This window comes from Paenibacillus sp. Y930, from assembly GCF_056786375.1.
In genome coordinates this window covers 1117916-1142430 of sequence record NZ_JBXCIX010000001.1, presented here as the reverse complement: position 1 = coordinate 1142430, position 24515 = coordinate 1117916, and the positions used below count along the sequence as shown (strand labels likewise).

The following is a 24515-nucleotide window of genomic DNA, read 5'->3' as shown; positions in this document are numbered from 1 at the left end:
TAAATGTCTGGAAATCCGTTTCAAAGCACCGTACCAGCTATGCGTATACTTGAAAATGAGCATCGTTATTTATCATATTTGATGCATGAATGGCATACGATTGTGTTGAATTTACAAAATTATAAGTATGGTATTGAGCAGGCCAGACAGGAGTTTACACGGCTGCGACAGCTCATTGATGTTTTCAAGGTTACATTCGAACAACATACTAAAAAGGAAGAACGTTTTTTCTTTCCATTACTCGGCCAGTTTATCGGTTATGAGCAAGGTCCACTCGTGTCAATCGAGCATGAGCATGGAGAAATTACGGCATATTTGGATCATTTTCTCTATCATTCAGCCGGCGAGCATAGTTATAGCTTGAGTGAAATGTCTACTATTTCGCGCGATGCCGGGGAAGCATTTGAAATTTTGACCATTCACTTTGTGAAGGAAGAATCAATACTATTTCCTATGACTGTGCAAGTCATGAACGAAGCAGATCAGCATGCATTGTCACAGCAATTACATACATTGATCATTTGACGATTAGAGGAAGTTCAAAACATTCACTTGTGATCACGATGATTAGGCTAACGTAGCGTAATCGACATCGAATATAAAGCGAACTTGGGAAGTACGGTTCGCGTGTACCAACTACGTACACTTGCGCTTCCGCCTTCCTCAAGTAGCGCTTCATCTTCTCGGTGCTGACAAGCGAATGTTTTGAACCTTATTGGAATAGGAAGTTCAAAACATTCACTTGTGATTACAATCACAACCCGGACTATATATCTTCGTTACAATGTAATTAGTGACCAGAAGGAGGAATAAAGCATGATCCAAATTACACTAGAGACCCAAGTTTCAGATATCGCAACAGCATTACCTAAAAGTACGGATTTGTTTAGAAATTTACGTATTGACTTTTGCTGTGGTGGGAAAGTATCTTTGCAGAAAGCGGCAGAAGCTCGTAATCTTGATCCGGCGGAAGTACTCGATCTAATTAAAGAGGTAGAGGAGAAGAGTGAACGTCGCGAAAGTATGGCGCCTGCTTCATTCGGAGAAAAGACGTTAATTGCTTATATTCAAGAAAAGTATCATGAAGAGTTAGAAAGAGAATTACCAGCACTTACACCATATATAACAAAAGTTGCTCGCGTTCATGGAGATGGCCATCCGCATTTACTACGTGTCCAAGAAATATTCAAAAAATTACGCGATGAACTGCTTGAACATACAGCGGATGAGGATGAAAATGTGTTTCCGCTTATTCTAGAATTTTTGAAGAATCCGTCGGCAGTGTTGAAAGAACAAGTAAGACCACATATTTTTGAACTAGAGGAAGAACATGAAAATGCAGGGCGATTATTAAATGAACTTCGTGACATTACCAATAATTTCACACCTCCTGATGAGGCGTGTGGGACATACCGAACAGTATATGCACGTTTGGAACAACTTGAAAAAGATACATTTGAACATGTCCATCTCGAAAATAATGTGCTATTTGAACGTGTACGCGCAAATATGTGATAAGTTTTGTGTTTTGAACAAAAGTCCCGGGCTGGCTCCATTTTGAGCAGTCCGGGACTTTTTGATTGCAAAAAAACAATGTTAAGCTGCTTATTTAGAAGTATAGGGAATTTACGGTCATGAACAGGGGAGTCCCCCTATTAAAATTGGTCGAAAAGATGCGATATAGTATAGATATGGGAAGGGGAACCCAGCTTTATTCATTCACTAACCAAGAAAAGGTGATGTGTTTGATTAGAAAAGTACAATTGCCATTACAGACTTTGAATCTAGTCGTTGGCTTTGCAGTTTGGGTTATTATTTCTTCTTTATTGCCATTTATGAGTGAGGATATTGATATACCTGTCAGCCAAATTGCAATTATTACGGCGCTGCCTGTTGTTTTAGGTTCAATATTGCGAATTCCTTTTGGCTACTATGCGAATATCATCGGGGCTCGACTCGTTTTTCTAATAAGTTTTATAGCGTTGCTCTTTCCTGTTTATTATATTAGTGAAGCTTCTACTACGACAGATTTAATTATTGGAGGCCTCTTTCTTGGTATCGGCGGCTCTATTTTTTCTGTTGGTGTCACTTCATTGCCGAAATATTATCCGAAAGAACGCCACGGTTTAGTCAATGGTATTTATGGATTAGGCAATTTGGGTACGGCAGTGACAACGTTCTCAGCACCGTTAGTAGCGACTGCGTTAGGCTGGTCGGTAGCTGTAAAATTATATTTAATTATATTGCTTGTATTTGCTGCATTGAATTTTATATGGGGGGATCGCAAAGAAGTTCGAGTGAAAACGCCAATTATGGATCAAATCAAAGGGGTTTATAAAAACGAAAAACTTTGGTTATTCTCTCTGCTATATTTTATTACCTTTGGCTCGTTTGTTGCCTTTACAGTATATTTACCCAATTTTCTTGTCTCGAACTTCGAACTATCAAAAGTAGATGCGGGCATGCGAACAGCTGGATTTATTGGAATAGCCACATTTATGAGGCCTGTCGGTGGCTGGCTCGCGGATCGCTTCAATGCTTTATACTTACTCATTGGTATATTCTCGCTGTTTACCGCAGCTGCAATTATTCTAGCTTTTTCTCCAACGATTGCATTATATACCGTTGGAAGTCTAGTGATTGCCATTGCTTCGGGCACCGGGAATGGTGTCATATTCAAACTAGTTCCACAATATTTTAATAAGCAGGCCGGGATCGTTAATGGAATTGTGTCGATGATGGGGGGATTAGGCGGCTTTTTTCCACCGCTATTACTGTCAGTTATTCATGCCATTACAGGACAATACTCGATTGGTTTTATGCTCTTATCTCAAGTAGCGCTGGCAAGCTTAATTTTAGTTATTTGGATGCTCTATCATGACAAATTAAGTCTTTCTTCTGAGGTGTTTAATTGCACAGGTCAAGGAATATTAGTCACTGACCAGAAAGGGATTATTAAAGCGGTTAATCCTGCGTTTACAGCGGTGACAGGTTTTACAGCTGAAGAAGTACTTGGCGAAAAGCCTAATATACTGAGAAGCCACAGACAATCCCGTGATTTTTATGTTGCAATGTGGGAGTGCATAAAACAGAAAGGGATGTGGCAAGGCGAAATTTGGAATCGGCGAAAAAATGGTGAGGAATATTTACAATGGCTGAATATAAGTGCAATCAAGGATGAAACTGGCGAAGATCTGCGTTATGTTGGAACATTTTCAGATTTGACGATAGCCGGCAAAAAAAGCGATTGACAACAAGATTTAGAGGAGGAGTGAACAGGTGCAGGATCGTTATTCACGGCAATCTCGATTTAATCAAATTGGAACGGATGGCCAACTTAAGCTTGAAAAAGCAACCGTCGCAGTGATTGGCTGTGGCGCACTTGGTTCTGCCATTGCAGAAACGCTTGTACGTGCGGGAGTTGGTCATCTCCATCTCGTTGATCGCGATATTGTCGAATATTCCAACCTGCAGCGTCAGCAGCTTTTTCATGAGCAGCATGCTAAAGACATGATGCCGAAGGTAGTAGCTGCAGAGCAACGATTACGTGAAATTCGCTCGGATGTTCAGCTAACGTTAACGATGGATCACGCAGATGGAAGACTTTTGGATGACTTGGCAAGCAAGAGTGATCTGTTATTGGATGCCACAGATAATTTTGAAACGCGACTGATGATAAATGATGCGGCACATAAACATCGACGTCCATGGATTTACGGAGCATGTGTAGGTAGCGCTGGTGTTGTGTTTCCCTTTATCCCCGGGGAGTCTGCTTGTTTAAGCTGTTTATTGCCAGTGCTCCCTTCGATTAATGAAACCTGTGATACGGTAGGGATTATTGGGCCAGCTGTTCAGACTACGGCTGCATTGCAATGTGTAGAAGCGTTAAAATGGTTGACGGGGAAGCGGGAGGCGATGATGCAAAAAGTACATCATTTTGATCTATGGAATCATTCCCGCATGGATGTGGGCATATCGCAGATAAAACGTTCGAATTGTCCGACATGCGGCGAAGCGCCTATCTTTCCATCTTTATCAACCGAAGGTCAAACGAAGCTAACGGCGCTGTGCGGGCGCAATACGGTGCAGGTTGTTCCTGACCGTAAACGGACGATTACGTTTGACGATGCAGAAAAGGCTGGAAAATTAGCAAATGCAGTTGTCAGACGAACGCCATATTTTGTTGAACTGCTTCTTTCGGAATATCGCTTAATTTTGTTTGAAAACGGACGTCTTCTTATCCACGGACTTCATGATATTCAGCAAGGGAGAAAACTATATCATCGGTTATTTGGTTAAGGTGGATGGGGAGAATGCAATGGTCGAGATAAGGAAACCTATTTCTATTACAGAAGCAATTGCTCGGGTGATGGCATATATACAAGTGACGGAGCATGAAGTCGTTCCGCTAATGGAAAGCTATGGACGAGTTTTGGCGGAATCGATTGTTGCAAGACATGATGTTCCCGCTTTTCATCGGGCGCCTTACGATGGATTTGCGATACGATCAGAGGATTCAAGGCTTGCTAGTGAACATAATCGAATCTGCTTTCGCGTTGTTGAACAGATAGGTGCTGGTGGATTGGCAAGCCGTGCTATCGAGCAAGGGGAAGCTATGCGAATTATGACAGGGGCCTCTATGCCTCCTCATACCGATGCGGTTGTGATGCTGGAGCAGGCTAAAATTTTTTATAAGGAAAATTGCTTTACGATTCGAAAGCCGTTTGAAGCGTGGGAAAATGTTTCGCTTCAAGGAGAAGATGCTAAAGCAGATGAAATACTAGTGGATGACGGAAATTACATTCATCCTGGCATAATCGCATTGCTCGCTACATTTGGATATGATACTGTGCAGGTTGCCAAAAGGCCCGTTGTCAGTCTGATTACCACGGGCTCCGAATTATTAGGGGTAGAGGAACAATTAGTTCCAGGCAAAATTCGCAATAGCAATGGTCCGATGATTGCCGCGCAATTAGCGAGAATGGGGATTTCATTACAATTAAATAGTAGATTAGAAGATGATATGGAAAGCTGCCTAAAGGGAATACAGCAAGCATTGGCTGCAACGGATTGCGTTATTACAACAGGTGGTGTATCAGTAGGAGATTATGACTATCTGCCAGCAATCTATGAAAAATTAGGTGCAAAGGTATTATTTAATAAGGTGGCCATGCGACCTGGAAGTGTTACGACAGTTGCTGTACTGAATGGAAAGTATTTGTTTGGATTGTCAGGTAATCCATCTGCTTGTTACATTGGATTTGAATTGTTCGTTAGACCAGTTCTACTGAGTATGATGGGATGTAAAAAGCCTTATTTACCTTATACTCAAGCGGTTTTACTGGAGGATTTTACGAAAGCCAATCCGTTCACGCGGTTCGTAAGAGCCATTCATGATTTTGACGGAGCTGGAGCCAAAGTTATTCCTGCCGGCTTTAATAAATCCAATGCTGTAAGCTCGATAGCAAGAGGTAATGCCTTTATGGTTCTGCCCGGTGGCACGAGAGGGTACCAAGCAGGAGATGTTGTCGATGTCCTTTTACTGGGTGCGGAGGAAGGTGAAGAAAAGTGGCTGATCTGAACGTGCTGCAAGTCGTAGGCTACAAAAATAGTGGGAAAACGACGTTGATTTCATCTTGGATTGAGACTTTGGCCAAAAGAAATAAAAGTGTAGCGGTTATTAAACATCATAGTCATGACAGCCAGCTCAATCAGCCCGATTCTAACGTGGATAGTATGCGCTTTATGGCCTCAGGTGCAATCAGTTCATTGGTTTGCGGAAACGATCTGATTCAACTTCATATGCGACAACCTCATTCTAGCTTATCGCAAATGCTGCAGCTTGCAAGCATGGCGGCTCCAGACTTGATATTGATAGAGGGCTTTAAAGAAGCGGACTATCCGAAGGTTATACTTATTCGCGAGGCAAAGGAATGGTTAACATTAGGAAAATTGTCTCGCATTGTTGGTGTCATTACGCATGAAAATGTCGTATTGGAAAATATAGAAACCATTCCTCGGGAGAAGGCTGATTTGACAGATATGCTACTAGGAAAATGGATGATTGGTGAGTGGAATGAAACGATATGAAGTGGTCAAGGAGCCTATACAAGTTCAACCTTATATTGACTTTTTACTAGATGGCCGTATTGGAGCGGTTACAGTGTTTACCGGTCATGTGCGCGAATGGACACATGGCGTCCGAACGCTCTATCTCTCGTATGAAGCCTATGTACCAATGGCAGAAAAGAAGTTAGCGGAGATTGGTCGGGAAATTGAGGAAAGATGGCCGTTAACGCGTACTGCGATTGCACATCGGATAGGTGAGCTACATATTTCAGATATTGCAGTCATTATTGTTGTGGCTTCTCCCCATCGGAAAGCTGCATATGAAGCTAATGAGTATGCGATTGAACGAATCAAGCAAATTGTACCGATTTGGAAAAAGGAAGTTTGGGAAGACGGAGAAGAATGGATTGGAAATCAAGCGAAAAAACCAAATGTAAGGGAGTGATCGTATGATAACTGTTCGGTATTTTGCCGGATTAAAAGAAGTTACGGGTATAGAGCAAGAGTATTTACCTATAACATCGATGACTGTGGAGGAATTGATCGAATGGGCTGCTAATACATATGATGGCTTTTCAAATGCTGCACATTCTATTCTTGTGGCAATTAACGAAGAGTATGTTCAACGAGATAAGGAGATCCAGTCAGGTGATATCGTTGCTTTTATCCCACCTGTAAGCGGCGGCTAATGAATACAGTAGGCATATTGCTTACAGGTGGGCGATCTGTGCGCTTCGGATCACCAAAAGCCTTCGTTGTAAATGAGCAAGGTCATTACTTTTATGAACAAAGCTATCAAGCGCTTGCAGCAGTGTGCGATAGTGTAGTGATTGTCACATCGAAGGAGTTGCTTCCACGTTTCCCTGCAAGCCTACACGTTATAACAGATTTAAGTGAGTTTCAAGGAATGGGTCCGCTTGCCGGAATATATTCTGGAATGCTTGAGCTGCAGGCAGATCGCTATGTGGTATTGCCTTGTGATATGCCTTTCATCAATAAAGATGTGCTTTCATATATAGTTGAGGCAGCGGTAGATACAATGATTTGTGCAGTGCAAATCAAGGAGCAAAAACATCCTTTAGTGAGCTGCTGGCATCGGACCATGTTTATTCCGCTGTATGGTGCGCTAGTACAAAATCAGTACAGTGTGTTGAAACTCATCGATACAGTTAAAGCAACATGGTTAGATGGGGAAATTATTGTAGATAACGCATGTCATGTTTTTCGCAATATCAATAGACCAGATCAAATGAAAGTAGTGGAGTAGTCATGACAACATTAGTTCGCGATAGGCTGCATAGACCATTGCATGATCTACGATTATCAGTAACAGATCGTTGTAATTTTCGTTGTACATATTGTATGCCGAAAGAGATTTTTGGAGATGACTACAATTTTTTACCGAAAAACGAACTTTTATCTTTTGAGGAAATGACAAGATTAGTTACCTTATTCGTAAGCTTAGGCGTTAAAAAGATTAGAGTGACAGGCGGAGAACCGCTATTGCGTAAAAATCTGGATGTACTGATTAAGCAATTGGCTTCTATTGATGGGGTAGAGGATATTGCTTTGACGACGAATGGGCTGCTTCTACATCGATATGGACAGCAATTATTTGATGCTGGCCTAAAAAGGCTTAATATTAGCTTAGATGCGATAAATTCAAATATATTTGGTCACATGAACGGCAGAGGAATTGATTCAGCACTTATTTTAGAAAATATTGATTATGTTAAACGACTTGGTTTTGAAGTGAAAGTGAATATGGTTGTACAAAAAGGAGTAAACGATAGCGAAATCATTCCTATGATGGAGTATTTTAAAAGCCGTGACATCACATTACGATTTATTGAGTTTATGGATGTGGGGAATGACAACGGATGGAACATTAAGCAGGTTGTTACGAAGCAGGAAATGCTACAGCAGCTTAGTCATGTTTACGAGCTTAATCCAATGGAATCAGCCTATTTTGGCGAAGTTGCCCAATACTATCATTATAACGATAGTAGAGCTAGAATTGGTTTCATTACTTCAGTGTCAGAATCATTTTGTTCGTCTTGCACGAGAATCAGATTATCGTCTGAAGGTAAGCTTTATACTTGCTTATTTGCTACTGAGGGATTCGATTTACGCGCTATGTTGCACAAGGGAGCTTCTGATGAAGAATTATTCGAAGCATTGAAACTACTGTGGACAGGTCGTACAGATCGGTACTCGGATGAACGAACGGAATATACAGCGAATAATCGTAAAAAAATCGGCATGTCCTATATAGGCGGTTAGAAAATGTATGAAAAGGGTGATAACTATGGCAGTAGGGCCTTCATTGCGGCAATTACATTCACATCGAGCGATTCATGACGGTGGGCTTTCCGGAGCGATAAGTAAAACAGCGGATTTTATTAATGCTAGTAAAACAGGAGATACTGAGCAGATCAATATCATATTGGATGATTTACTTGATTACTGGGAAACAAGAATTATTGGCCACGCAGACTCAGAAGAGGACGGATTTTATCAAGAGCTTGCAGAACATAATCCATCCTTGCAAGAAACAGTCACTAAACTAATTCGTGACCATGATTTGTTAAAGATTATCGTAGCGGATATTTTCAAATTACGGGAAACTGAAGGGTTGAGTGGTGAAATTCTTCCTAAGTTGCAAGCGCTCATCGTTGTTAATGAAATCCACAGCAGAGATGAAGAACGTTTGCTCTTTGGTAATTAGTTACCTACCTAAGAAATGCTGTCGACCAAAGACTGGAAACTGATCGGTTAATCCCTGATTAGACTCCAGTCTTTTTTCTGCATATTAGAAAGAGTAAATTGTTGGTGGAACCGAAGCTTCCACCTTTTTAATTTTTTGGGTCTAATGTTTTGTGACAACTTGTACAGAGTTAGAATAGCTCGAATAATGTTGCCGTAACGCCAAAATTGATGTTACAGAGTTAGCATAGCTCGAATAGTGTATCTGTAGCGCCAAAATTGATGTTACAGAGTTAGAATAGCTCGAATAGTGTATCTGTAGCGCCAAAATTGATGTTACAGATTTTGGTGGGTGACGTAAGTAGAAAAGTAGGTATATCCTTTTAAGATCATATAAGTCACCGGGTCCAAACAGAAGTAGATCACTAGGCTCTATAACTATATTTAGAAGGAGAAGAGAATAGTGCTATCAATTTATTATGATTTCACCAATAGGTAAACTCCCTTTAACTATCCACATCTCTACCATTTCGTTGAAAAAATCAGGCTTTGCCATAGATATTCCATGCCCAATTCCAGGTAGGATGACACCTACGCAGTTTACATTACTTGCGACAATATCCTTTGCAGAATCTTTCATCACGGATTTTTCTCGCTCTCCGACCGTAACTAATATTTTACCAGTTGCTTTTGTGAAATCTTGAGGTATTTCAAACGACATATTTTCCTCTAATATTCGAACTAGCGTATCGGAACTCATTTGACAGCTTTCGTTATAATACTTTTCGAAATATTCTTTATTCACATATAATGTTCTTGCTTGTAGTTTGGCAAACAGCCTATTGCGCATTAATGGTGACGTCAATTTAATAGAAGGGCGAATCCACTTTTTGATAGATGTAATTGGTCTCACTAAAGCACTATTAATAATTGCAAAGTCAATTAAATTGGGTTTCATACTAATGAGTTGAATCGCTACTTGAGCACCTAAAGAAAACCCAATGACAATCACCCTTTTACCATTTGCTTTTTCTTGGATTAATTCAATCAGATTTTCTGCACTATTTTTAATTGAAAAGTTTTCAGTATCATTGCTTTGACCTTGCTCAGGTAAATCTGGAACAACACAGTGAAAATTAGTGAAATATTGAATTTGCTTATCCCACATCCAACCACTCACTCCACCGCCATGTAACAACAACATGAGATCAGCGTTTTTATTTCCATATTCTTGATAGTGTAATGTCATCTCGATTAATCCTCGCTTCCTAGCAATGATTTGCTCTAGCAAAAAAATCAGCTATTTTGCTAGAGTAATGACTTGTAATTTTTCTAATATGTCCGTTAACTGCTTCAATTCTTCTAACGACAGCTTTCCATAGATGTCTCTATTGATTTCGTCTTTCAAAAAGGCGATATCGTCAAAATATTGATTGGCTTTATCGGCCAGAATTAAGACGATTTCACGGCGATTGTTCGGATTAATAAACCTTTCAATATAATATTTATCTTCTAGTTTATTGAGTAGCTGACTTACTGCACTTGTTGTAACACTTAACTTATCGGCTAAATCTTTCGTTGAGGTTAAACCCGATTGTATTAATTCTAGTATTAATACTTGTTTTGTAGTCAACTCATTATCTAGCTTACTTTCAAATTTTTTTGCTATTTGAATATTGATCTCGTTATGTAAAACGTTCATACGATTAATATAATGATTTTTCATTATAAGCATTACCTCGCTTAATAGTTAAGATAGCTTAATTATAAAGATAGATTACTCAACCGTAAATAGTAAATTTGAGTAATCTTGATCTACATCAAGGCGAGAACTGCTATAGGGCGTTATGATCAATGTAACAACTTATAGGGAGCTGATTCATATGACAACAATTAAATTCCAATTAGATACGTTAACTTGCCCATCGTGCATCAAGAAAATTGAGACGACACTTAATAAGCGAGCGGGCGTCGAGAATGCGAAAGTGCTATTCCATTCTAGCAAAGTGAAAATAGATTTTAATGAATCTATCGTATCTACCGAGCGATTAGCCGAAACGATTACGAAGCTTGGCTATCCTGTATTAGGAGAAAAGTAGTTAATAGCTTTATTGGAAAGGAGGGTGAACAGTTATGACTGGAAAAGTTAAAGCCTACATCGCAGCGATCACAGGATCGCTGCTGGCAGTAGCATTGATATTTCATCTAACGGGTTGGCATGTAGCAAAGGATACATTACTGATCATTTCAACAGTTATTGCTGGTATTCCGATCATTAGTAAAGCATTACAGGCATTGAAAATGAAGGTTTTCAGCATTGAATTACTCGTATCAATAGCAATCGTTGGAGCTTTAGTGATCGGCGAATATGTTGAATCTGCGGTTGTATCCTTTTTGTTCTTATTTGGGGCTTATCTTGAAGCGCGTACGTTAGAAAAGACGAGATCTTCGTTGAAGAAGCTAATGGATATGGCTCCGCTCGAGGCTACTGTTATTCGAGACGGGGAGCGACAGACGCTAGCGATTGATGATGTAGTAGAAGGTGATTGTGTCGTTATTCAATCAGGTGAAAAAATTGCTGTTGATGGAAAAGTGAGCGCTGGTCATGCTTTCATTAACGAGGCAACGATTACTGGGGAATCCGCGCCTGCAAGCAAAAAAATATCTGATCATGTCTATAGTGGGACGATCGTAGACAATGGCTATATAGAGGTTATTGCTGAAAAAGTTGGTGATGATACTACTTTCGCGAAAATTATTGAACTTGTGGAGGAAGCACAGGAATCGAAGACGAAGACCGAGAAATTTCTTGAGAAATTTGCAGCGATTTATACACCTGCCATTATCGTATTGTCCATTATTGTCTATATCGTAACGAGAAATATTGAATTTACATTGACATTCCTTGTTATTGCATGTCCAGGAGCACTAGTTATTTCTGCGCCAGTATCGATCGTTGCGGGTATCGGTAATGGTGCAAAGCATGGCGTATTAATTAAAGGTGGAGAAATTGTAGAGAGACTGGCTAAAGTTAATACGATTGTATTTGATAAAACAGGAACATTGACGAAAGGGCGGCCAGAAGTAACGGATATTCATACGTTTTCGATGCACGAGAACGAGCTTTTACGAATGGTGGCTGAGGCAGAAATGATTTCTGAGCACCATCTAGGACAAACAATTGTCAAAGAAGCAAAATCAAGAAAGCTCGCTTTAATTGGTCAGCTGGATGATGCTGAAGTGATTACAGGAAATGGGATTAGAGCAAATATAGCTGGAAGAGAGCTTGTGATCGGCAATCGTAAGCTTATGCATAAATATACGATAGCTATTACTGCAGAAGCGGAGTCTTATGCGCTTAAGCGTGAGAAGCAAGGTAATACGGCGATATTTGCTGCTATCGATGGTAATCTAGAGGGGATAATTTCGATCGCAGATCAGATCCGACCAGAGGCTAGCGAGGCGATCAAACGATTACGTGAAGCGGGAATTAAGCAGTTCTATATGCTAACAGGCGATAATCGCCATACAGCAGAGTTAGTTGCAGCCGACTTAGGTATCGATCATGTTTTCGCTGAGATGCTACCAGAGGATAAAGTAGCTAAAGTTCAAGAGCTGAAGGAATCTGGTTTTGTCGTTGCGATGGTTGGTGATGGCATTAATGATGCTCCAGCACTTGCCACAGCTGATATTGGCATTGCAATGGGAGCGACTGGAACGGATGTTTCCATGGAAACTGCAGATGTTGTATTGATGGCAGATAAGTTGGATCAATTCGCACATGCTTACTCATTGGCCAAAGCTACCGTCAGTAATATGAAGCAAAATACGTTTCTGGCAATTGGCACCGTTGTCGTACTTCTCATTGGTGTATTATTGCAAAAAGTATTTCTCTCACTAGGTATGCTTATTCATGAGCTGAGTGTACTACTCGTGATAGTTAACGCGATCAGGCTTGTAAGGTATAATAGTGGAAAGGTAAGTTCAAAAAGCGGGCTTTGATAACGATGATTGGCTAACGTAGGTTATTCGACATCGAATATGAAGCGAACTTGGAAAGTACGGTTCGCGTGTACCAATAACGTACACTTGCGCTTCCATCTTTCTCAAGTAGCGCTTCATCTTCTCGATTCTGAAAGCCCGCTTTTTGAACCTTTATTGGAAGGGTAAGTTCAAAAAGCAGACTTTGAAAACGATGATTAGCTAACGTAGGTTATTCGACATCGAATATGGAGCGAACTTGGAAATTTTAGCATGTACCAATAACGAGAGGATGTGTTAGGAGTGAGCTCGTGTGGGCATTCGGATCATCGAGACAAAGAAGAGATGCAGCAGCTTTGCATCTCTTTAGTGCCGATCTTTAATCATTTGCCGTTAGATGTTATGAAGGAGATTGCTAGTACGACGAAATCTAACTACTATGAGCGTAATGAGGAAATATTCGAGGCAGGGACTAATTCCGATAGCTTATATATTGTGCATCGAGGTAAGGTGAAAGTATATCGGCTATCGGAATTAGGTAAGGAGCAATTAATTCGCATATTAGAGCCAGGTGATTTCGTGGGCGAACAAGCTTTATTTACAGAGTCGGTACATGAAAACTTCGCTGTAGCATTGGAGAAAACGGAGCTATGCGTCATGCAGCGTAATGATTTACAAGCTTTATTACTTCAATATCCAATGATCTCGTTCAAAATTATGGAGGAATTTAGTCGACGTCTTGGTCAAGCGGAAAAACAAGTAAGCAGTCTTACTTCAGAAGCTGCTGAAAAGCGAATTGCCACTTACTTGGTTGAGTTAGCTGAAGGTCAACAGGTAGCCTTGATTACATTGCCCATGACAAAGAAGGATCTTGCCTCCTATCTCGGTACAACACCGGAAACCGTTAGTAGGAAGCTAACAGAATTTCAAGAACAGAACTGGATCGAACAGGTAGGACAAGGTATTATTCGCATTATTAATAGGGATGCATTGTCAGCGTTATAACTTAAGTATGCCTTCCCATCGAAAGCTAAGCATGAGCTTTTGATGTCTGTTTCTTACAGAAACATTGTAGGGCCGCGTGTACCAATTTGACGGACACCAGAGACCTTATTTGCTATGTAGGTCTCTATTATCCATTTTACCGGACACAGATGCACTTATTTTACATTTTTTGATACAATTGGACTCCATTAAGGGCAAATAACGGATTCTCTGTCCTCTAGAATGCCATTCGACCCTGAAATTCACAAATAACGGTTTCTGTGTCCTTTTAGGTTAATGTAGGCACGCACAAACCAATAATGTACAATTGCTCTTTTCTCCTGCATGTAAAGCATCTAAAATAATTTTTGTATATCATCCTCTTATTTACTCAACAACGAAACGGTATTATTCAGTTCACTAATAGCTCACCCTATTAACTTAAGTTTGTTTATAGTTTTAAACTATAATTGAGATAGGATATATATATTTCCCTTACAGATGGAACTGTAACAAAATGTAACTAATACATGATTGATTCGTTAAATATAAATGTTCGTTGTGAGGGGCGCTAGTATTAGGTATATATCATGAAGTCTAAGGAGCTGAACTACTATGGATTCAAATCAAGTTTGGAAGTCTGAGTTGTACGACAAAAGATTAAGCTTTATTTCTGAATTCGGCAAAGATGTCGTTGAACTGCTTAATCCACAAAAAGGGGAAAGCATCCTTGATTTGGGCTGCGGCACAGGTGATTTGGCATATGAAATATCAAGCCATGGAGCGAGCGTTATCGGTATGGATTTCTCTAAAGAGATGATTGAAAAGGCTCGTGAAAAGTATCCTCATATTAATTTCGAGCTTGAAAACGGTGAAGATTTTACCGTTGAACAATCCTTCGATGCTGTCTTTTCGAACGCAGCGCTGCATTGGATGAAAAATCCCGAGAAGGTGTTGAAATGTGTATGGGATGCACTCGTTACTGGCGGAAGGTTTGTTGCTGAATTCGGAGGCTACGGTAATGTTGCTGCTATTATTAAGGCAATCAATGACGTATTTGCTGAAGATTACGGAAAAGATGCTACCATATACAATCCATGGTACTTTCCAACGATAGGAGAGTATAGTTCTTTGCTAGAGAAGCAAGGTTTTCGAGTAACGTATGCGGTTCATTTTGATCGACCAACGAAACTAGAAGACAGTGAAAATGGATTAAAAGATTGGTTGACCTCATTTGCAGACAACTATTTCAAAGATGTCGGGGAAGCGGAGAAAAACATTATATTTGAAAAATCCGCCAACAAAGCTAGAGCAGAGCTATTTCAAAATGGTTTTTGGTATGCGGATTATAAGCGGATAAGAATTATGGCGATTAAACAATAACTCCTCGTCAAGCGAAAGAAAAACTAGAAGATCACGATCTACAAACCCTCCAGGACACCATGAAAAAATAGAGCCAGAAACGATATAGCTGTTATAAGCTTTCATATGCTCTTCATATGGGGATGTCTCCTTGTTGGTGTTTTCTGTCAGATCGAATGCTATATTATATCAAATGAATTGGTATGATTTCAAACATACATAATGAAATTTATTTTCACAATGAAACAAAGTGTCACATTTGCGAGATTCCAATTGTTACTTAAGTAGGTAGATAAGGAAAGGGGGATACAATTGACTACTGAACAGATAAATAACTATGTTAGTAAAGCACAGCTTGGAGATCATCAAGCTTTTTCAGAGCTAGTAAAGATAAGTCAACAAAAGGTGTTTCGATATTGTTATCCGATGTTGACTAATTATCAGGATGCCGAGGATATTGTGCAGGACACATTTATTAACGCCTATCAGCATTTGCACCACTATAAATATGAAGGGAACTTTATTGGTTGGTTGATGACAATAGCCCACCGATTATGTCTTAATAAGTTGAAGAAGGACAAGCGAATGTTCGCCTTACTGCATAAGATGACAATTGAGCAACCAATAATGGCTATACAACAGGACGAGCAAATGAATGAAGAAATCTTTAAATTACTTAATTATCTTAAACCAAAGTATCGTGCGATCGTCATACTAAAAGTAATTCAAGGCTTCAGCTATGAAGAAATGAGTGGAATTTTACAAGATAGTCCAACCAATCTACGTAAACAATATGAACGTGCAAAGAAAAGATTGCAACAACAGAATTGTAGATTAGATATAGATAAGGAGAGTGAAGCATATTATGAGTGCAGTCCAAAGCTTCGAACAACAAGTAAATGAAATAAAGATTCCTGAGATTGATGTTCATGATCAAGTAATGCACGCTATTTCTGCTAGGAAAAATAGAAGCATCATGCTTCAACCAAAGTTACTAATTGCAGTAGCGATATCACTTGTAGTTCTTATGGGAACAGGATTTGCATCTGTGAAAATAATTAATCTATACAATGATAAGGGCGAACAGTGGGTTTCGATTCTACCTTTTAGCGAAGAGGAAACAAAGCTGCATATAGCGCAGAGAGGGATATCAGATTACTACTTAACTCTCATCGAAGAAGGTGAAGCGATCGCAGTATATAGTCCAAACAATAATAATGATCGGGTTGTATCTGTAAGTTCGAAACCAGTTGAGTACAAGCAGTGGGATAGATTAACAATGGACGTCAGCGATAGTTTTCCAATGCCTGCATCGTTGAATAATAAATTTGACTTCCAATTTGCAAATATTAATCATGCTGCAGTCAAGCCAAATACTGAGAGTCTAATAGAAGAAAGTCGTGCGAATGGCGATAAGGTGACCTATGAAAAGCTAAAAGCATTAGAGGAAATTCTATCTGTAACTCTGGTGTTTATTATCGGGGATTATGATTATACGGTAACAATGTCTGAAGGGCAGACTTGGGAAACAGTATATACTGATCAATTTCATAATGAAGGATCACAGCAATTAAAGATTAGCGGAATCGATGGTTTCTTAACGTCGAATGAACATGGAACGAATGCGATGTGGAGATCATCTGAGGAGATGGGAGATGTGTTCTACAATATTTCTACGAATAATACTTCACCTCATGTTGCTGAAGAGATAACATCATTATTGAGTCAATTGGTTGCCGTTCACTAGTATATCGGACCTCCTTAGACATCTCGGGTCTATTTATTGACCTAATTGTCTAAGGAGGTATTGTTACATACGGTTAGTAGAACAAATTAATAATAGAAAGGATTACTGCAATAGTACAAACAATTACTGAAATAATACTGAGAATATAAGCTCTTACACTACTACGGTATAATTTCTTAATACGGTTCGATTCGTCCATGATGGTATCACCTCCCTTCTTAGTAGTGACGTTTGATTAGTGGTGATTTTCTTTGAATGAGTTGATGATGCAATACGCATGTAATGAGAAGATAGGTTTCATAGCTAGCAATAAAATCAACGGTTTCCTCTTCAGTATGTTCGTTCATATAGCCAGCGGATAAATTAACAGAAGGAATACCAAATGTTTGAGATAGTATTCTTGCATCACTTGAGCCGCCAGCGGTCATTTTCCAGTCCGACATTCCAATTAGTATTCCTGCTCGTTCAAATAACCGGCCATATTTTCTAGTGCAAAATGGGATCATATCTGCATAGGACGTAACGATATCTCGAGTAGATCTTCTATCCACAACAATAGCTGCATCTACATCTTTTAGAAAATAGGGGTCTAGTTTGCTGGACCCGATTAATCCGATTTCTTCCTCAACTGTAAATGCTATTTTCAATGTTCCTGTAAAGTCGATTTGGTCTATATGATCTATTACTTCTAAAATGATAGCTATGCCTGCGCGATCATCTGCGCCTAATATACCGTGAGAAGATCGTAAGTAATTATTATCTTGGATAATTAATCTGTCTTGCTCGAGTTCTGAATAGATATCCATATGTGAACAAAGTAAAATAGTAGGTCCCTCTCCTTTATAAAAAGTAACGCATAGATTTCCAGCAGAATCGACATATATGTGATTGGCGGTATGTTCTAGCTTGGTATAAAGATGTTGTCTTATTTGTTCTTCATTACGACTTTCCCCTGGTATAGATAGCAATTGAATTAAAGAATTCTTGAATTTCGCTATGTTGTGAGGTAGTGGTACTGCAGATTCAAGTGTCAAATGATAAAGATTTTCAGCTAGTTCCAATAGTAATTCTAGCTGGCCACCGCAATCTAATGTAATTCTATTAGGTGATATAGAAAGCAACAATCCGGTTGGTGCTATTTCTTGTAATAATTCAATTTGTATCGTAGTAAGAGGCGAAAGCATCCCAATTACAGGTAAGCGAGATTTATGTGGTTGACAACTAAATAGGGTATACATTTGTAGATCATTCATCCAACGACAGATTCCCTTCAAATAGATATCAATATCTGCAAGTGGGAGTTCTTGCTGTGTTGGGTCTATTAAAGTTTCGCCGCCAATGCGGAATTCATAAGATGAATATCTAAGTTCATTCATCCACTCTTCCTCTGAAATGGATGATAACTGTCCAATATCTTTACCTAATTTCATTAATGTACTGTTGAGAAGTTTACTTGCTATACTTGGCTGCCCCTTATATTGTGCAAACTGATCCGTTTTCTGGATTCCATACCGAGCTAGTAATTGTGTTGTATTCATATTGAATCATCTCCTTTTTTCTTGTAAGGTTAGTGTAATATACGAGTGTGACACGCAGTCACAGTTGAATTAGGAGTGATCAAGAGTGGTAAAGGAAGATGAAGAAGGATTTCCATATGATACTGAAAATGAACTAAAATCTGACTATAAAACAGCACGGAAAAATAAAAACAGGGAACAAATTGAATATTCAAGAGCGCAATTAGTCAACTTATATGTGCGTTATGGAGAACAATACAAAGGTTCAAAGCAACCTGACCAACAGGCAGCCAAAATATGCTTGCTAAAAGCTATAGAACTGCAACAGGATCATCCGTTTGCTAATTATCGTTATGCACATCTTATGTATTGGGATAAAGAGTATGAGGCAGCACTCTATCATTTCAAATTAGCGCTAGAAAGTCGCCAAAAGAAAAATTTAACGGATACACAGCGAATGATTGCAAATATTATTAGATCAAATTGTGGAGTTTTGATAGCTAGAGAGGCAAATAAAAAAGTTCACATGTATGAAATGCAAGAGATTCAAACGATGGATCCTATTGAATATGAAAAACGAAGTCATTATCTTAAGCAATTGATTAGCGCTAATGAAGAACGAAGTCAATCTCTTGATCAAATGATCAGTGATAATGAAGAAAGATTAGAAGACTGTATGTACATACGGGTAGATCCGAAGAATGATAAATATATGTCAGAGGAAATGTATTATCAAGAAATTGATGAGGAAAATGAAAATGAACTAGTAATTAGTTATGGTCTGCATAAACGAGAAATACATTATAAAGGAATGCAACCCATTGCCATATCACTAACGGAATTATCAGTGCTACACCATATTATGATGTCATCGATATATCTTGAAGCAAAAGATATAAGAGAAAAATTTGTAGAATTAGAGATTCCAGTTCCAGTTACAGTCGAGACGATTCGCCAATGTTTAAGTAGATTAAAAAGAAATATCCCATATTGGGATGAGATTATAAGTTCAGATATAAGAGGAAATTATGCAGCACGATGTAGACGTAAAGATATACAATATAAGCTCTTGTGCCACACAAGTGTTGAGTATCAATTGTGGTAATAGGACTGTCTAGGATTGTAAAATATTAATTCAATGGCGTCTGTGTCTCACAGACGTCTTATTTTTGTACGCTTGGCAGCGCAATCGACTAAAGAGTGAAAGTCTCTAGTAATACCGCAGGGTGGCGGAAGTACAGAGCTGATGCATAGTGTTTAGTCCATGAGGATAGGTGTGGATGATGCGAAGGCAAAACCCGGAACAGGAGGTAAGCCAAGTTGGCTGACGTAGCCGGATGACCTTGCGAAATATGGGAATGTCCAATACCACCAACGCTACGTAAGATATGGGACTGGATTCGGGGGGAAGTCGGTTGACGTGACCCAAAGAGGTCTCCTCATTTCCACCCAGGTGGTAACCCTAATCCAAAATTGGACTTCTGTCAATAGAGTGGACATAAAAAGAAAGACTAGATTAGGCGGATGGGACAGGAAATCTTCCATCTGCTGAGAAGGACTGCCGTATTCCCAGTGTCTTGAGTACTTCTCGATACTCATGATTCGTATATTGACTGCCTCGATCTGAATGTAGGAAAACTCCCTTAGTAAGCTTCTGAGTGGATACAGCTTGATGGAGTGCAGATAACACACAAGCTATATCCATCGTTTGACTGAAACACCAACCAATAATCTTAATTGTAGATAAGTCCATAATCGAAGCTAAATAGCACCAACCCTTGAATATCACTTACCCATTTTCATTTCTCTTGCTTGCCTTAAAATTTCTCTTCAGCAGGTTTTCGCCACCATTATACACAGCATCTGATTTGTACGGTCTATACTTTTTGACCACAACAGATCAGAGCCCTAGGCTTCTCATGATCCGCTGTACTCGTTTCTCATTCACTTTAAATGGGAGTTGTAGCTTAAGAAGTTCTTCCTTGATTTTAGGCGATCTATAGACATCATCTTGTTCACGATAGATGCGGATGATCTCTTGTCTTAACCAATTATTTTCTTGTTTTAATCGACCCTCAGTGCGTTTTTGAGTACAGTAATAGTAGCTGCTACGTCAAATCCCTAGCACCTTACACAATTTACTTTTGCTAAGTTTGTCAGACTGGGATACGGTAACATCGACAACCTTACGAACACTTATCTTTTGACGAATATGGTCATAGCTTTTTTTAGGATCTCAAATTCCTCTTCAAGCTCTTCAATTCTAGATTTGAACTTTTTGACCTCTACAACAGCGACTTGTTCATTGTCTACTTTAATCTCTTTACCTTCATTGACCCATTTTTAAAACTCCGTTTTGCTTAGAACATATTCACTCATAATTTCAGATGCTGTTTTTCCGTTACGATGAAGTTCAACGATCATGGCTTTGAACTCATCACTATATATTCCTTGTTTAGTTCCCATAGTTGGATACAACCTTTCAATATTATTTTATCAGTCTTCCTTTTTGTGTCCACTACTTTATACTATCTCCAATCCTTGTGGGCACAACGGAAAAAAAGAGCCAAAAACGATATAGCCATCGTTAGTTTTAATGTCCTTTTGGTAGAGGGCAAGACGTAAATCTATCCCTTTCGTCGACAGTACTTCCACTTTTGTAAGAGCGAGGTGAATCAGTGTCTTCCCGAATATCCCACAACTTATTCTTCCCATCCGGATTCCGCTGAGGTATAATCGAATGAGAACGTGAGTTCTTGTTTACTGTTCGAAAGGATGTGGAATTTTGAAAAATAGAGAGCTAATGTACAGAACCCTACAGGTGTGGATTAAGCCTGGACATCGCATATTATCTTATCTGGATCAAGCTTGTCAGGATGCTAAAAACCTGTACAATACGACCAACTTCTTTATCAGGCAGAACGTTACTAGCTGGACCACTTTAGCCCTTGAAACAGCAGGTCGTGGACATGCTAGCTTCATACCTTGACCTCATGAATGAAAGAAGGAGCGCAAAAATCTTGCCCATCCATTCAAGCTGCCATCGTAAGACAAACCTTTTTTCAATACAACTTCTTGGACGCATTATTCAAAGTGATGAAACAAATCGATTATCGTGCGCTTCCAAGATAGAGTAGTCAGAGTATCTTATCTATGGTATTCCAAAAAAATGGATTTTTTTGCGGGCATGAAAAACTACCACAAGCATCCTGAGAATTACAAGGGCAAGCCCCATATTCCAGGTTATGCTCGCAGCAGAGTGAAATATGTCTACTTCTCCAATCGAGACTATCTCATCAAAGAACGGAAATATCCCAAATTTTCCAAAACGAAGTTGCAGTTAAACATCGGTAAACTGGTCGTATCCAGGCACAGCTGATGCAAGTTCGTGTCAACCCCATGCTAAGCAAAAATGGATAATACATCAGAACGCTCACTTCAACTGATGTTACAGCATTGATAAATAGCGGGAGTATTCATCGGATTATTTTCTATAAAGAAATCATCATCCTATTAAGATTGATCGGTATCAATCTACTTTATGTTTTCTTGTTAACTAATATATATTGCTAAAGCACACTTGCCAGTACCAGATCCGCCGATAAGCTGTTCTCGAAGTGGACAAGATATTGAAAAATTAAACTTCTTACGCTATCAGGTACTTAACCTAGTGAAACAAGAAAATTCTAGGTGTGGTAGCGTGCGAAAAAAAATCTGCGGACTAGCCCCCACCTATTTTAAGAAATCACTTCAACTTTCTTCAAACCCGTAAGCGATTGCCCTTAGTAAATACTGCTATTGGTTGTTATTGTTCCTAGCTTGGAATATAATTAGAGTGGAGGAGAAGTGAATATGGAATCTGTAACTTCAAAAGAAATCGCATTGATTTGGGGAGTTTCGAATAGGAGAGTCAATACTCTTTGTAAAGAAGGTCGTGTTATTGGTGCACGTAAAAATGGATTAATGTGGCTCATTCCCAAAAGTGCTAAAAAACCAATAGATCAAAGAAAATTAATAATGGAATTTTGTGATATTGATGTGAATGTATTTAATAGTGAACAAAAAAAGTATGAATTTAATTTAGATAAAGAATTCAAAAAAACAAATGGAATTTATTATACTCCATATGAAATGGTGAATTTAATGTATCTAGAGTTAGAGTTGCCTTTAGATGCTATAGTGATTGATCCTTGTTGTGGTAAGGGAAGTTTTATATTGGGTGCATTGAAACATGGCTATAAAAATGTGTATGGTGTCGATTATGATGTAGAAGCGATTAAAAGTATCTCATCTTTTTACAATTCAGATAGAGTTATTCATCATGATAGTATTAATCATTCTGCAGAGGCTACACTTTTAAAACTAGGCGTTGATAAACCAGATTTAATTATTGGAAACCCACCGTATGTACCACATGGTAGTGTGTTTGGAAACTTGTTTATTGGTTCAATCATTAGAAGCTTAGATATGCTGAAAACAAATGGAATTCTTTCATACATTATTCCTAAAAATTTTTTACATGTGTCGACATATAGCGAATTAAGAAAAACATTACTACAAAAATACCAAATCATTTCTATTGTAGATTTAGGCATGTTTTTTAAAAATGTACGTGGTGAGCAAATTGTAATTACAATAAAAAATGCGGAACCAAATCTAACATCAGAAATTGCATTTAAGGGATATATCGAATCTAGATTTAATGAAAAATCAAAAATAAAACAAAATACGTTTTCTGATGTCATTAGAGTATATATGTCGGAAGATGATAGCCAGATATATGAAAAGCTAACGGGATCCTTTCAAAGTTTAGAAGAGTATTGTAAAGGTTATATTGGAAGAGGTCGTTCAAAAAGTAATGAGGCTATAAGTGGAAAAGATATAAAAAAATTCGGATTTAAACATACGAAGGTTCCGACAAGTGGTTATAGAATATTTATTCAAAATATTTATAGTGCGGAATCAGGGATTATAGGCTCTTTTGCAGGTGATTTGGAAGCAAAAGAAACAGTAACTATCATAACGGATAGTAGTGAGAAAAACTGTAAGTATTTGTTGAGTTTATTACATTCTAGATTGATTAATTTTTATTTATTCAAATATTGTTTCAATGGTACTAAGTTAACTGCGCATACCGACAAAAAATATATCAATCGTATTCCAATAAAAATAGCAACAGGGGATAAATACAATCAGGTAGTCGACTTAGTAAATGATATTGAGAATATTGAGTATTTAAGTAGTGAATGGCATGGGAAATATGAACAAATGAATAGACTAGTTAATGAAATTTATGGCTTAACGCAATCAGAAGTAAGCTTTATTGAAAATTATATGAAAAATATGCAGTCGATTAGGTGGTCAAATAATGAATAATGATAAACGAAGAAATGATTTAACAGGTAAAGAGTGGTTACAAAATTCATTCAGTATTTGGAGAGATATAAAAAAATCAGCTGATGAAAAAAAAATGGCTCATCCTGCATCCTATCCATCAGATTTAGTTGAAAAATTAATTAGAACGTTCTCTAGAACGGGTAGTCTAGTACTAGATCCATTTAGCGGTGTCGGTTCTACAATGGAAGGCTGCATTAAAGCGGAGTCTAAAGGTATTGGCATTGATCTTTCGGCTGAGTTTTGTGAAATAGCAAAAAAACGTTGTGATCATGATGAGATTAATATAATTAATGGAGATAGTATAAAGGTACTAAAAGGATTTGATGAGAATCAATTTGATTTGTGTATCACCTCGCCGCCGTATTGGGATATATTGAATATGAAACGAAGTGTAGACAAGAAGGAAAGTATAGGATATTCTAATGATAATGAAGATTTGGGTAATATTACAAGCTACTATGAATTTTTGGATTTATTAGAGGAAGTTTTTACGGAAGTGCATAGAACATTGAAAACAGACAAATATTGTATTGTTAATGTTATGGATATTCGTAAGAAGGATAAATTTTATCCGTTACACAGCGATTTAGCAGACAAAATGAAAAAAATAGGGTTTATCTATGATGATCTTATTATATGGGACAGACAACATGAATATAACAATATGAGGCCATTAGGCTATCCGTATCGATTTAGAATTAATAAGGTTCATGAGTATTTAATGATATTTCTAAAAAAGTGATTTTTGGGGG

26 protein-coding genes are annotated in these 24515 nt (G+C 38.5%); 20 read left to right on the top strand and 6 right to left on the bottom strand.

Features of this window, described 5'->3' with window-relative positions; translation table 11 throughout:
- Positions 1 to 3: 3 nt before the first annotated feature.
- From AC1TO5_RS05425 to AC1TO5_RS05375, 11 genes are all read left to right on the top strand, one after another.
- Positions 4 to 525, top strand: coding sequence for a hemerythrin domain-containing protein (locus AC1TO5_RS05425; RefSeq protein WP_482061741.1), 522 nt, complete (start codon positions 4 to 6; stop codon positions 523 to 525).
- Between the two features lie 291 nt (positions 526 to 816).
- A complete protein-coding gene (gene ric, locus AC1TO5_RS05420) occupies positions 817 to 1515 on the top strand; it encodes an iron-sulfur cluster repair di-iron protein (RefSeq protein ID WP_482061740.1) in 699 nt (232 codons plus the stop codon).
- A gap of 230 nt (positions 1516 to 1745) precedes the next feature.
- On the top strand, positions 1746 to 3251 hold the full coding sequence (locus AC1TO5_RS05415) for a nitrate/nitrite transporter (protein ID WP_482061739.1): 1506 nt from the start codon (positions 1746 to 1748) through the stop codon (positions 3249 to 3251).
- 28 nt (positions 3252 to 3279) lie between these two features.
- Entirely contained in the window at positions 3280 to 4299 is a 1020-nt protein-coding gene (locus tag AC1TO5_RS05410; protein ID WP_482061738.1) for a ThiF family adenylyltransferase, read from the top strand.
- Positions 4300 to 4318: 19 nt separating this feature from the next.
- Positions 4319 to 5581 carry a molybdopterin molybdotransferase MoeA gene (locus AC1TO5_RS05405; RefSeq protein WP_482061737.1) on the top strand — a complete coding sequence of 421 codons (1263 nt, stop codon included), beginning with the start codon at positions 4319 to 4321 and terminating at the stop codon, positions 5579 to 5581.
- Positions 5569 to 6090 carry a molybdopterin-guanine dinucleotide biosynthesis protein B gene (gene mobB / locus AC1TO5_RS05400; protein WP_482061736.1) on the top strand — a complete coding sequence of 174 codons (522 nt, stop codon included), beginning with the start codon at positions 5569 to 5571 and terminating at the stop codon, positions 6088 to 6090. The genes AC1TO5_RS05405 and mobB overlap by 13 nt, the downstream gene beginning before the upstream one ends.
- The gene (locus tag AC1TO5_RS05395; RefSeq protein WP_482061735.1) at positions 6077 to 6514 is read left to right on the top strand and encodes a molybdenum cofactor biosynthesis protein MoaE; all 438 of its coding nucleotides are present in this window, start codon (positions 6077 to 6079) and stop codon (positions 6512 to 6514) included. The genes mobB and AC1TO5_RS05395 overlap by 14 nt, the downstream gene beginning before the upstream one ends.
- 4 nt (positions 6515 to 6518) lie before the next feature.
- A complete protein-coding gene (moaD, locus tag AC1TO5_RS05390) occupies positions 6519 to 6758 on the top strand; it encodes a molybdopterin converting factor subunit 1 (protein WP_482061734.1) in 240 nt (79 codons plus the stop codon).
- Positions 6758 to 7336: a molybdenum cofactor guanylyltransferase gene (locus AC1TO5_RS05385; RefSeq protein ID WP_482061733.1), complete on the top strand. Its 579-nt coding sequence runs from the start codon at positions 6758 to 6760 to the stop codon at positions 7334 to 7336. Before moaD ends, AC1TO5_RS05385 begins: the two co-directional genes overlap by 1 nt.
- Positions 7337 to 7338: 2 nt before the next feature.
- Entirely contained in the window at positions 7339 to 8352 is a 1014-nt protein-coding gene (gene moaA, locus AC1TO5_RS05380; RefSeq protein WP_482061732.1) for a GTP 3',8-cyclase MoaA, read from the top strand.
- Between the two features lie 7 nt (positions 8353 to 8359).
- Complete coding sequence (locus AC1TO5_RS05375) at positions 8360 to 8797, top strand: hemerythrin domain-containing protein (protein ID WP_482061731.1); 438 nt, start codon at positions 8360 to 8362, stop codon at positions 8795 to 8797.
- A 447-nt stretch (positions 8798 to 9244) separates the two neighbouring features.
- Here the strand turns inward: AC1TO5_RS05375 and AC1TO5_RS05370 are convergent, their stop codons facing one another.
- A complete protein-coding gene (locus tag AC1TO5_RS05370) occupies positions 9245 to 10024 on the bottom strand; it encodes an alpha/beta fold hydrolase (protein WP_482061730.1) in 780 nt (259 codons plus the stop codon).
- Between the two features lie 51 nt (positions 10025 to 10075).
- Entirely contained in the window at positions 10076 to 10501 is a 426-nt protein-coding gene (locus tag AC1TO5_RS05365; protein ID WP_482061729.1) for a MarR family winged helix-turn-helix transcriptional regulator, read from the bottom strand.
- A 157-nt stretch (positions 10502 to 10658) separates the two neighbouring features.
- Here AC1TO5_RS05365 and AC1TO5_RS05360 point away from each other — a divergent pair, with 157 nt between their 5' ends.
- From AC1TO5_RS05360 to AC1TO5_RS05335, 6 genes are all read left to right on the top strand, one after another.
- Positions 10659 to 10874 (top strand): heavy-metal-associated domain-containing protein, encoded by a 216-nt coding sequence (locus AC1TO5_RS05360; RefSeq protein WP_482061728.1) that lies wholly within the window; start codon positions 10659 to 10661, stop codon positions 10872 to 10874.
- Between the two features lie 34 nt (positions 10875 to 10908).
- Positions 10909 to 12777 (top strand): heavy metal translocating P-type ATPase, encoded by a 1869-nt coding sequence (locus AC1TO5_RS05355; protein WP_482061727.1) that lies wholly within the window; start codon positions 10909 to 10911, stop codon positions 12775 to 12777.
- A gap of 282 nt (positions 12778 to 13059) precedes the next feature.
- Positions 13060 to 13761 carry a Crp/Fnr family transcriptional regulator gene (locus AC1TO5_RS05350; RefSeq protein ID WP_482061726.1) on the top strand — a complete coding sequence of 234 codons (702 nt, stop codon included), beginning with the start codon at positions 13060 to 13062 and terminating at the stop codon, positions 13759 to 13761.
- Between the two features lie 594 nt (positions 13762 to 14355).
- On the top strand, positions 14356 to 15123 hold the full coding sequence (locus tag AC1TO5_RS05345; RefSeq protein WP_482061725.1) for a class I SAM-dependent methyltransferase: 768 nt from the start codon (positions 14356 to 14358) through the stop codon (positions 15121 to 15123).
- 291 nt (positions 15124 to 15414) lie between these two features.
- On the top strand, positions 15415 to 16005 hold the full coding sequence (locus tag AC1TO5_RS05340) for an RNA polymerase sigma factor (RefSeq protein WP_482061724.1): 591 nt from the start codon (positions 15415 to 15417) through the stop codon (positions 16003 to 16005).
- Positions 15968 to 16849, top strand: a complete 882-nt coding sequence (locus tag AC1TO5_RS05335) for a hypothetical protein (RefSeq protein WP_482061723.1) — start codon at positions 15968 to 15970, stop codon at positions 16847 to 16849. The genes AC1TO5_RS05340 and AC1TO5_RS05335 overlap by 38 nt, the downstream gene beginning before the upstream one ends.
- Before the next feature lie 218 nt (positions 16850 to 17067).
- Here AC1TO5_RS05335 and AC1TO5_RS05330 read toward each other — a convergent pair whose 3' ends face one another.
- Positions 17068 to 18387, bottom strand: coding sequence for a M28 family peptidase (locus AC1TO5_RS05330; RefSeq protein ID WP_482061722.1), 1320 nt, complete (start codon positions 18385 to 18387; stop codon positions 17068 to 17070).
- Between the two features lie 85 nt (positions 18388 to 18472).
- Between AC1TO5_RS05330 and AC1TO5_RS05325 the strand changes: the two genes are divergently transcribed.
- Positions 18473 to 19471: a hypothetical protein gene (locus AC1TO5_RS05325; protein WP_482061721.1), complete on the top strand. Its 999-nt coding sequence runs from the start codon at positions 18473 to 18475 to the stop codon at positions 19469 to 19471.
- Positions 19472 to 19882: 411 nt separating this feature from the next.
- On the opposite strand, the gene AC1TO5_RS05320 is transcribed toward AC1TO5_RS05325, so the two are convergent.
- The 3 genes from AC1TO5_RS05320 to AC1TO5_RS05310 all read right to left on the bottom strand — a co-directional run bounded on the left by AC1TO5_RS05320 (position 19883) and on the right by AC1TO5_RS05310 (position 20832).
- Positions 19883 to 20155, bottom strand: coding sequence for a DDE-type integrase/transposase/recombinase (locus AC1TO5_RS05320; RefSeq protein ID WP_482061720.1), 273 nt, complete (start codon positions 20153 to 20155; stop codon positions 19883 to 19885).
- 111 nt (positions 20156 to 20266) lie between these two features.
- Complete coding sequence (locus AC1TO5_RS05315; protein WP_482061833.1) at positions 20267 to 20401, bottom strand: IS3 family transposase; 135 nt, start codon at positions 20399 to 20401, stop codon at positions 20267 to 20269.
- A 308-nt stretch (positions 20402 to 20709) separates the two neighbouring features.
- On the bottom strand, positions 20710 to 20832 hold the full coding sequence (locus AC1TO5_RS05310; RefSeq protein WP_482061719.1) for a transposase: 123 nt from the start codon (positions 20830 to 20832) through the stop codon (positions 20710 to 20712).
- Between the two features lie 1386 nt (positions 20833 to 22218).
- Between AC1TO5_RS05310 and AC1TO5_RS05305 the strand changes: the two genes are divergently transcribed.
- Positions 22219 to 23742 carry an Eco57I restriction-modification methylase domain-containing protein gene (locus AC1TO5_RS05305; protein WP_482061718.1) on the top strand — a complete coding sequence of 508 codons (1524 nt, stop codon included), beginning with the start codon at positions 22219 to 22221 and terminating at the stop codon, positions 23740 to 23742.
- Complete coding sequence (locus tag AC1TO5_RS05300; protein WP_482061717.1) at positions 23735 to 24505, top strand: DNA methyltransferase; 771 nt, start codon at positions 23735 to 23737, stop codon at positions 24503 to 24505. The genes AC1TO5_RS05305 and AC1TO5_RS05300 overlap by 8 nt, the downstream gene beginning before the upstream one ends.
- The last annotated feature ends 10 nt before the right edge of the window (positions 24506 to 24515 follow it).

Bases quoted from the DNA above. Each gene is read 5' to 3' on its own strand.
- AC1TO5_RS05425 (WP_482061741.1), top strand. From the start codon at position 4: ATGTCTGGAAATCCGTTTCAAAGCACCGTACCAGCTATGCGTATACTT.
- ric (WP_482061740.1), top strand. From the start codon at position 817: ATGATCCAAATTACACTAGAGACCCAAGTTTCAGATATCGCAACAGCA.
- AC1TO5_RS05405 (WP_482061737.1), top strand. From the start codon at position 4,319: ATGGTCGAGATAAGGAAACCTATTTCTATTACAGAAGCAATTGCTCGG.
- AC1TO5_RS05395 (WP_482061735.1), top strand. From the start codon at position 6,077: ATGAAACGATATGAAGTGGTCAAGGAGCCTATACAAGTTCAACCTTAT.
- moaD (WP_482061734.1), top strand. From the start codon at position 6,519: ATGATAACTGTTCGGTATTTTGCCGGATTAAAAGAAGTTACGGGTATA.
- AC1TO5_RS05385 (WP_482061733.1), top strand. From the start codon at position 6,758: ATGAATACAGTAGGCATATTGCTTACAGGTGGGCGATCTGTGCGCTTC.
- moaA (WP_482061732.1), top strand. From the start codon at position 7,339: ATGACAACATTAGTTCGCGATAGGCTGCATAGACCATTGCATGATCTA.
- AC1TO5_RS05375 (WP_482061731.1), top strand. From the start codon at position 8,360: ATGAAAAGGGTGATAACTATGGCAGTAGGGCCTTCATTGCGGCAATTA.
- AC1TO5_RS05370 (WP_482061730.1), bottom strand. From the start codon at position 10,024: ATGACATTACACTATCAAGAATATGGAAATAAAAACGCTGATCTCATG.
- AC1TO5_RS05365 (WP_482061729.1), bottom strand. From the start codon at position 10,501: ATGAAAAATCATTATATTAATCGTATGAACGTTTTACATAACGAGATC.
- AC1TO5_RS05360 (WP_482061728.1), top strand. From the start codon at position 10,659: ATGACAACAATTAAATTCCAATTAGATACGTTAACTTGCCCATCGTGC.
- AC1TO5_RS05355 (WP_482061727.1), top strand. From the start codon at position 10,909: ATGACTGGAAAAGTTAAAGCCTACATCGCAGCGATCACAGGATCGCTG.
- AC1TO5_RS05345 (WP_482061725.1), top strand. From the start codon at position 14,356: ATGGATTCAAATCAAGTTTGGAAGTCTGAGTTGTACGACAAAAGATTA.
- AC1TO5_RS05335 (WP_482061723.1), top strand. From the start codon at position 15,968: ATGAGTGCAGTCCAAAGCTTCGAACAACAAGTAAATGAAATAAAGATT.
- AC1TO5_RS05330 (WP_482061722.1), bottom strand. From the start codon at position 18,387: ATGAATACAACACAATTACTAGCTCGGTATGGAATCCAGAAAACGGAT.
- AC1TO5_RS05310 (WP_482061719.1), bottom strand. From the start codon at position 20,832: ATGGGAACTAAACAAGGAATATATAGTGATGAGTTCAAAGCCATGATC.
- AC1TO5_RS05305 (WP_482061718.1), top strand. From the start codon at position 22,219: ATGGAATCTGTAACTTCAAAAGAAATCGCATTGATTTGGGGAGTTTCG.
- AC1TO5_RS05300 (WP_482061717.1), top strand. From the start codon at position 23,735: ATGAATAATGATAAACGAAGAAATGATTTAACAGGTAAAGAGTGGTTA.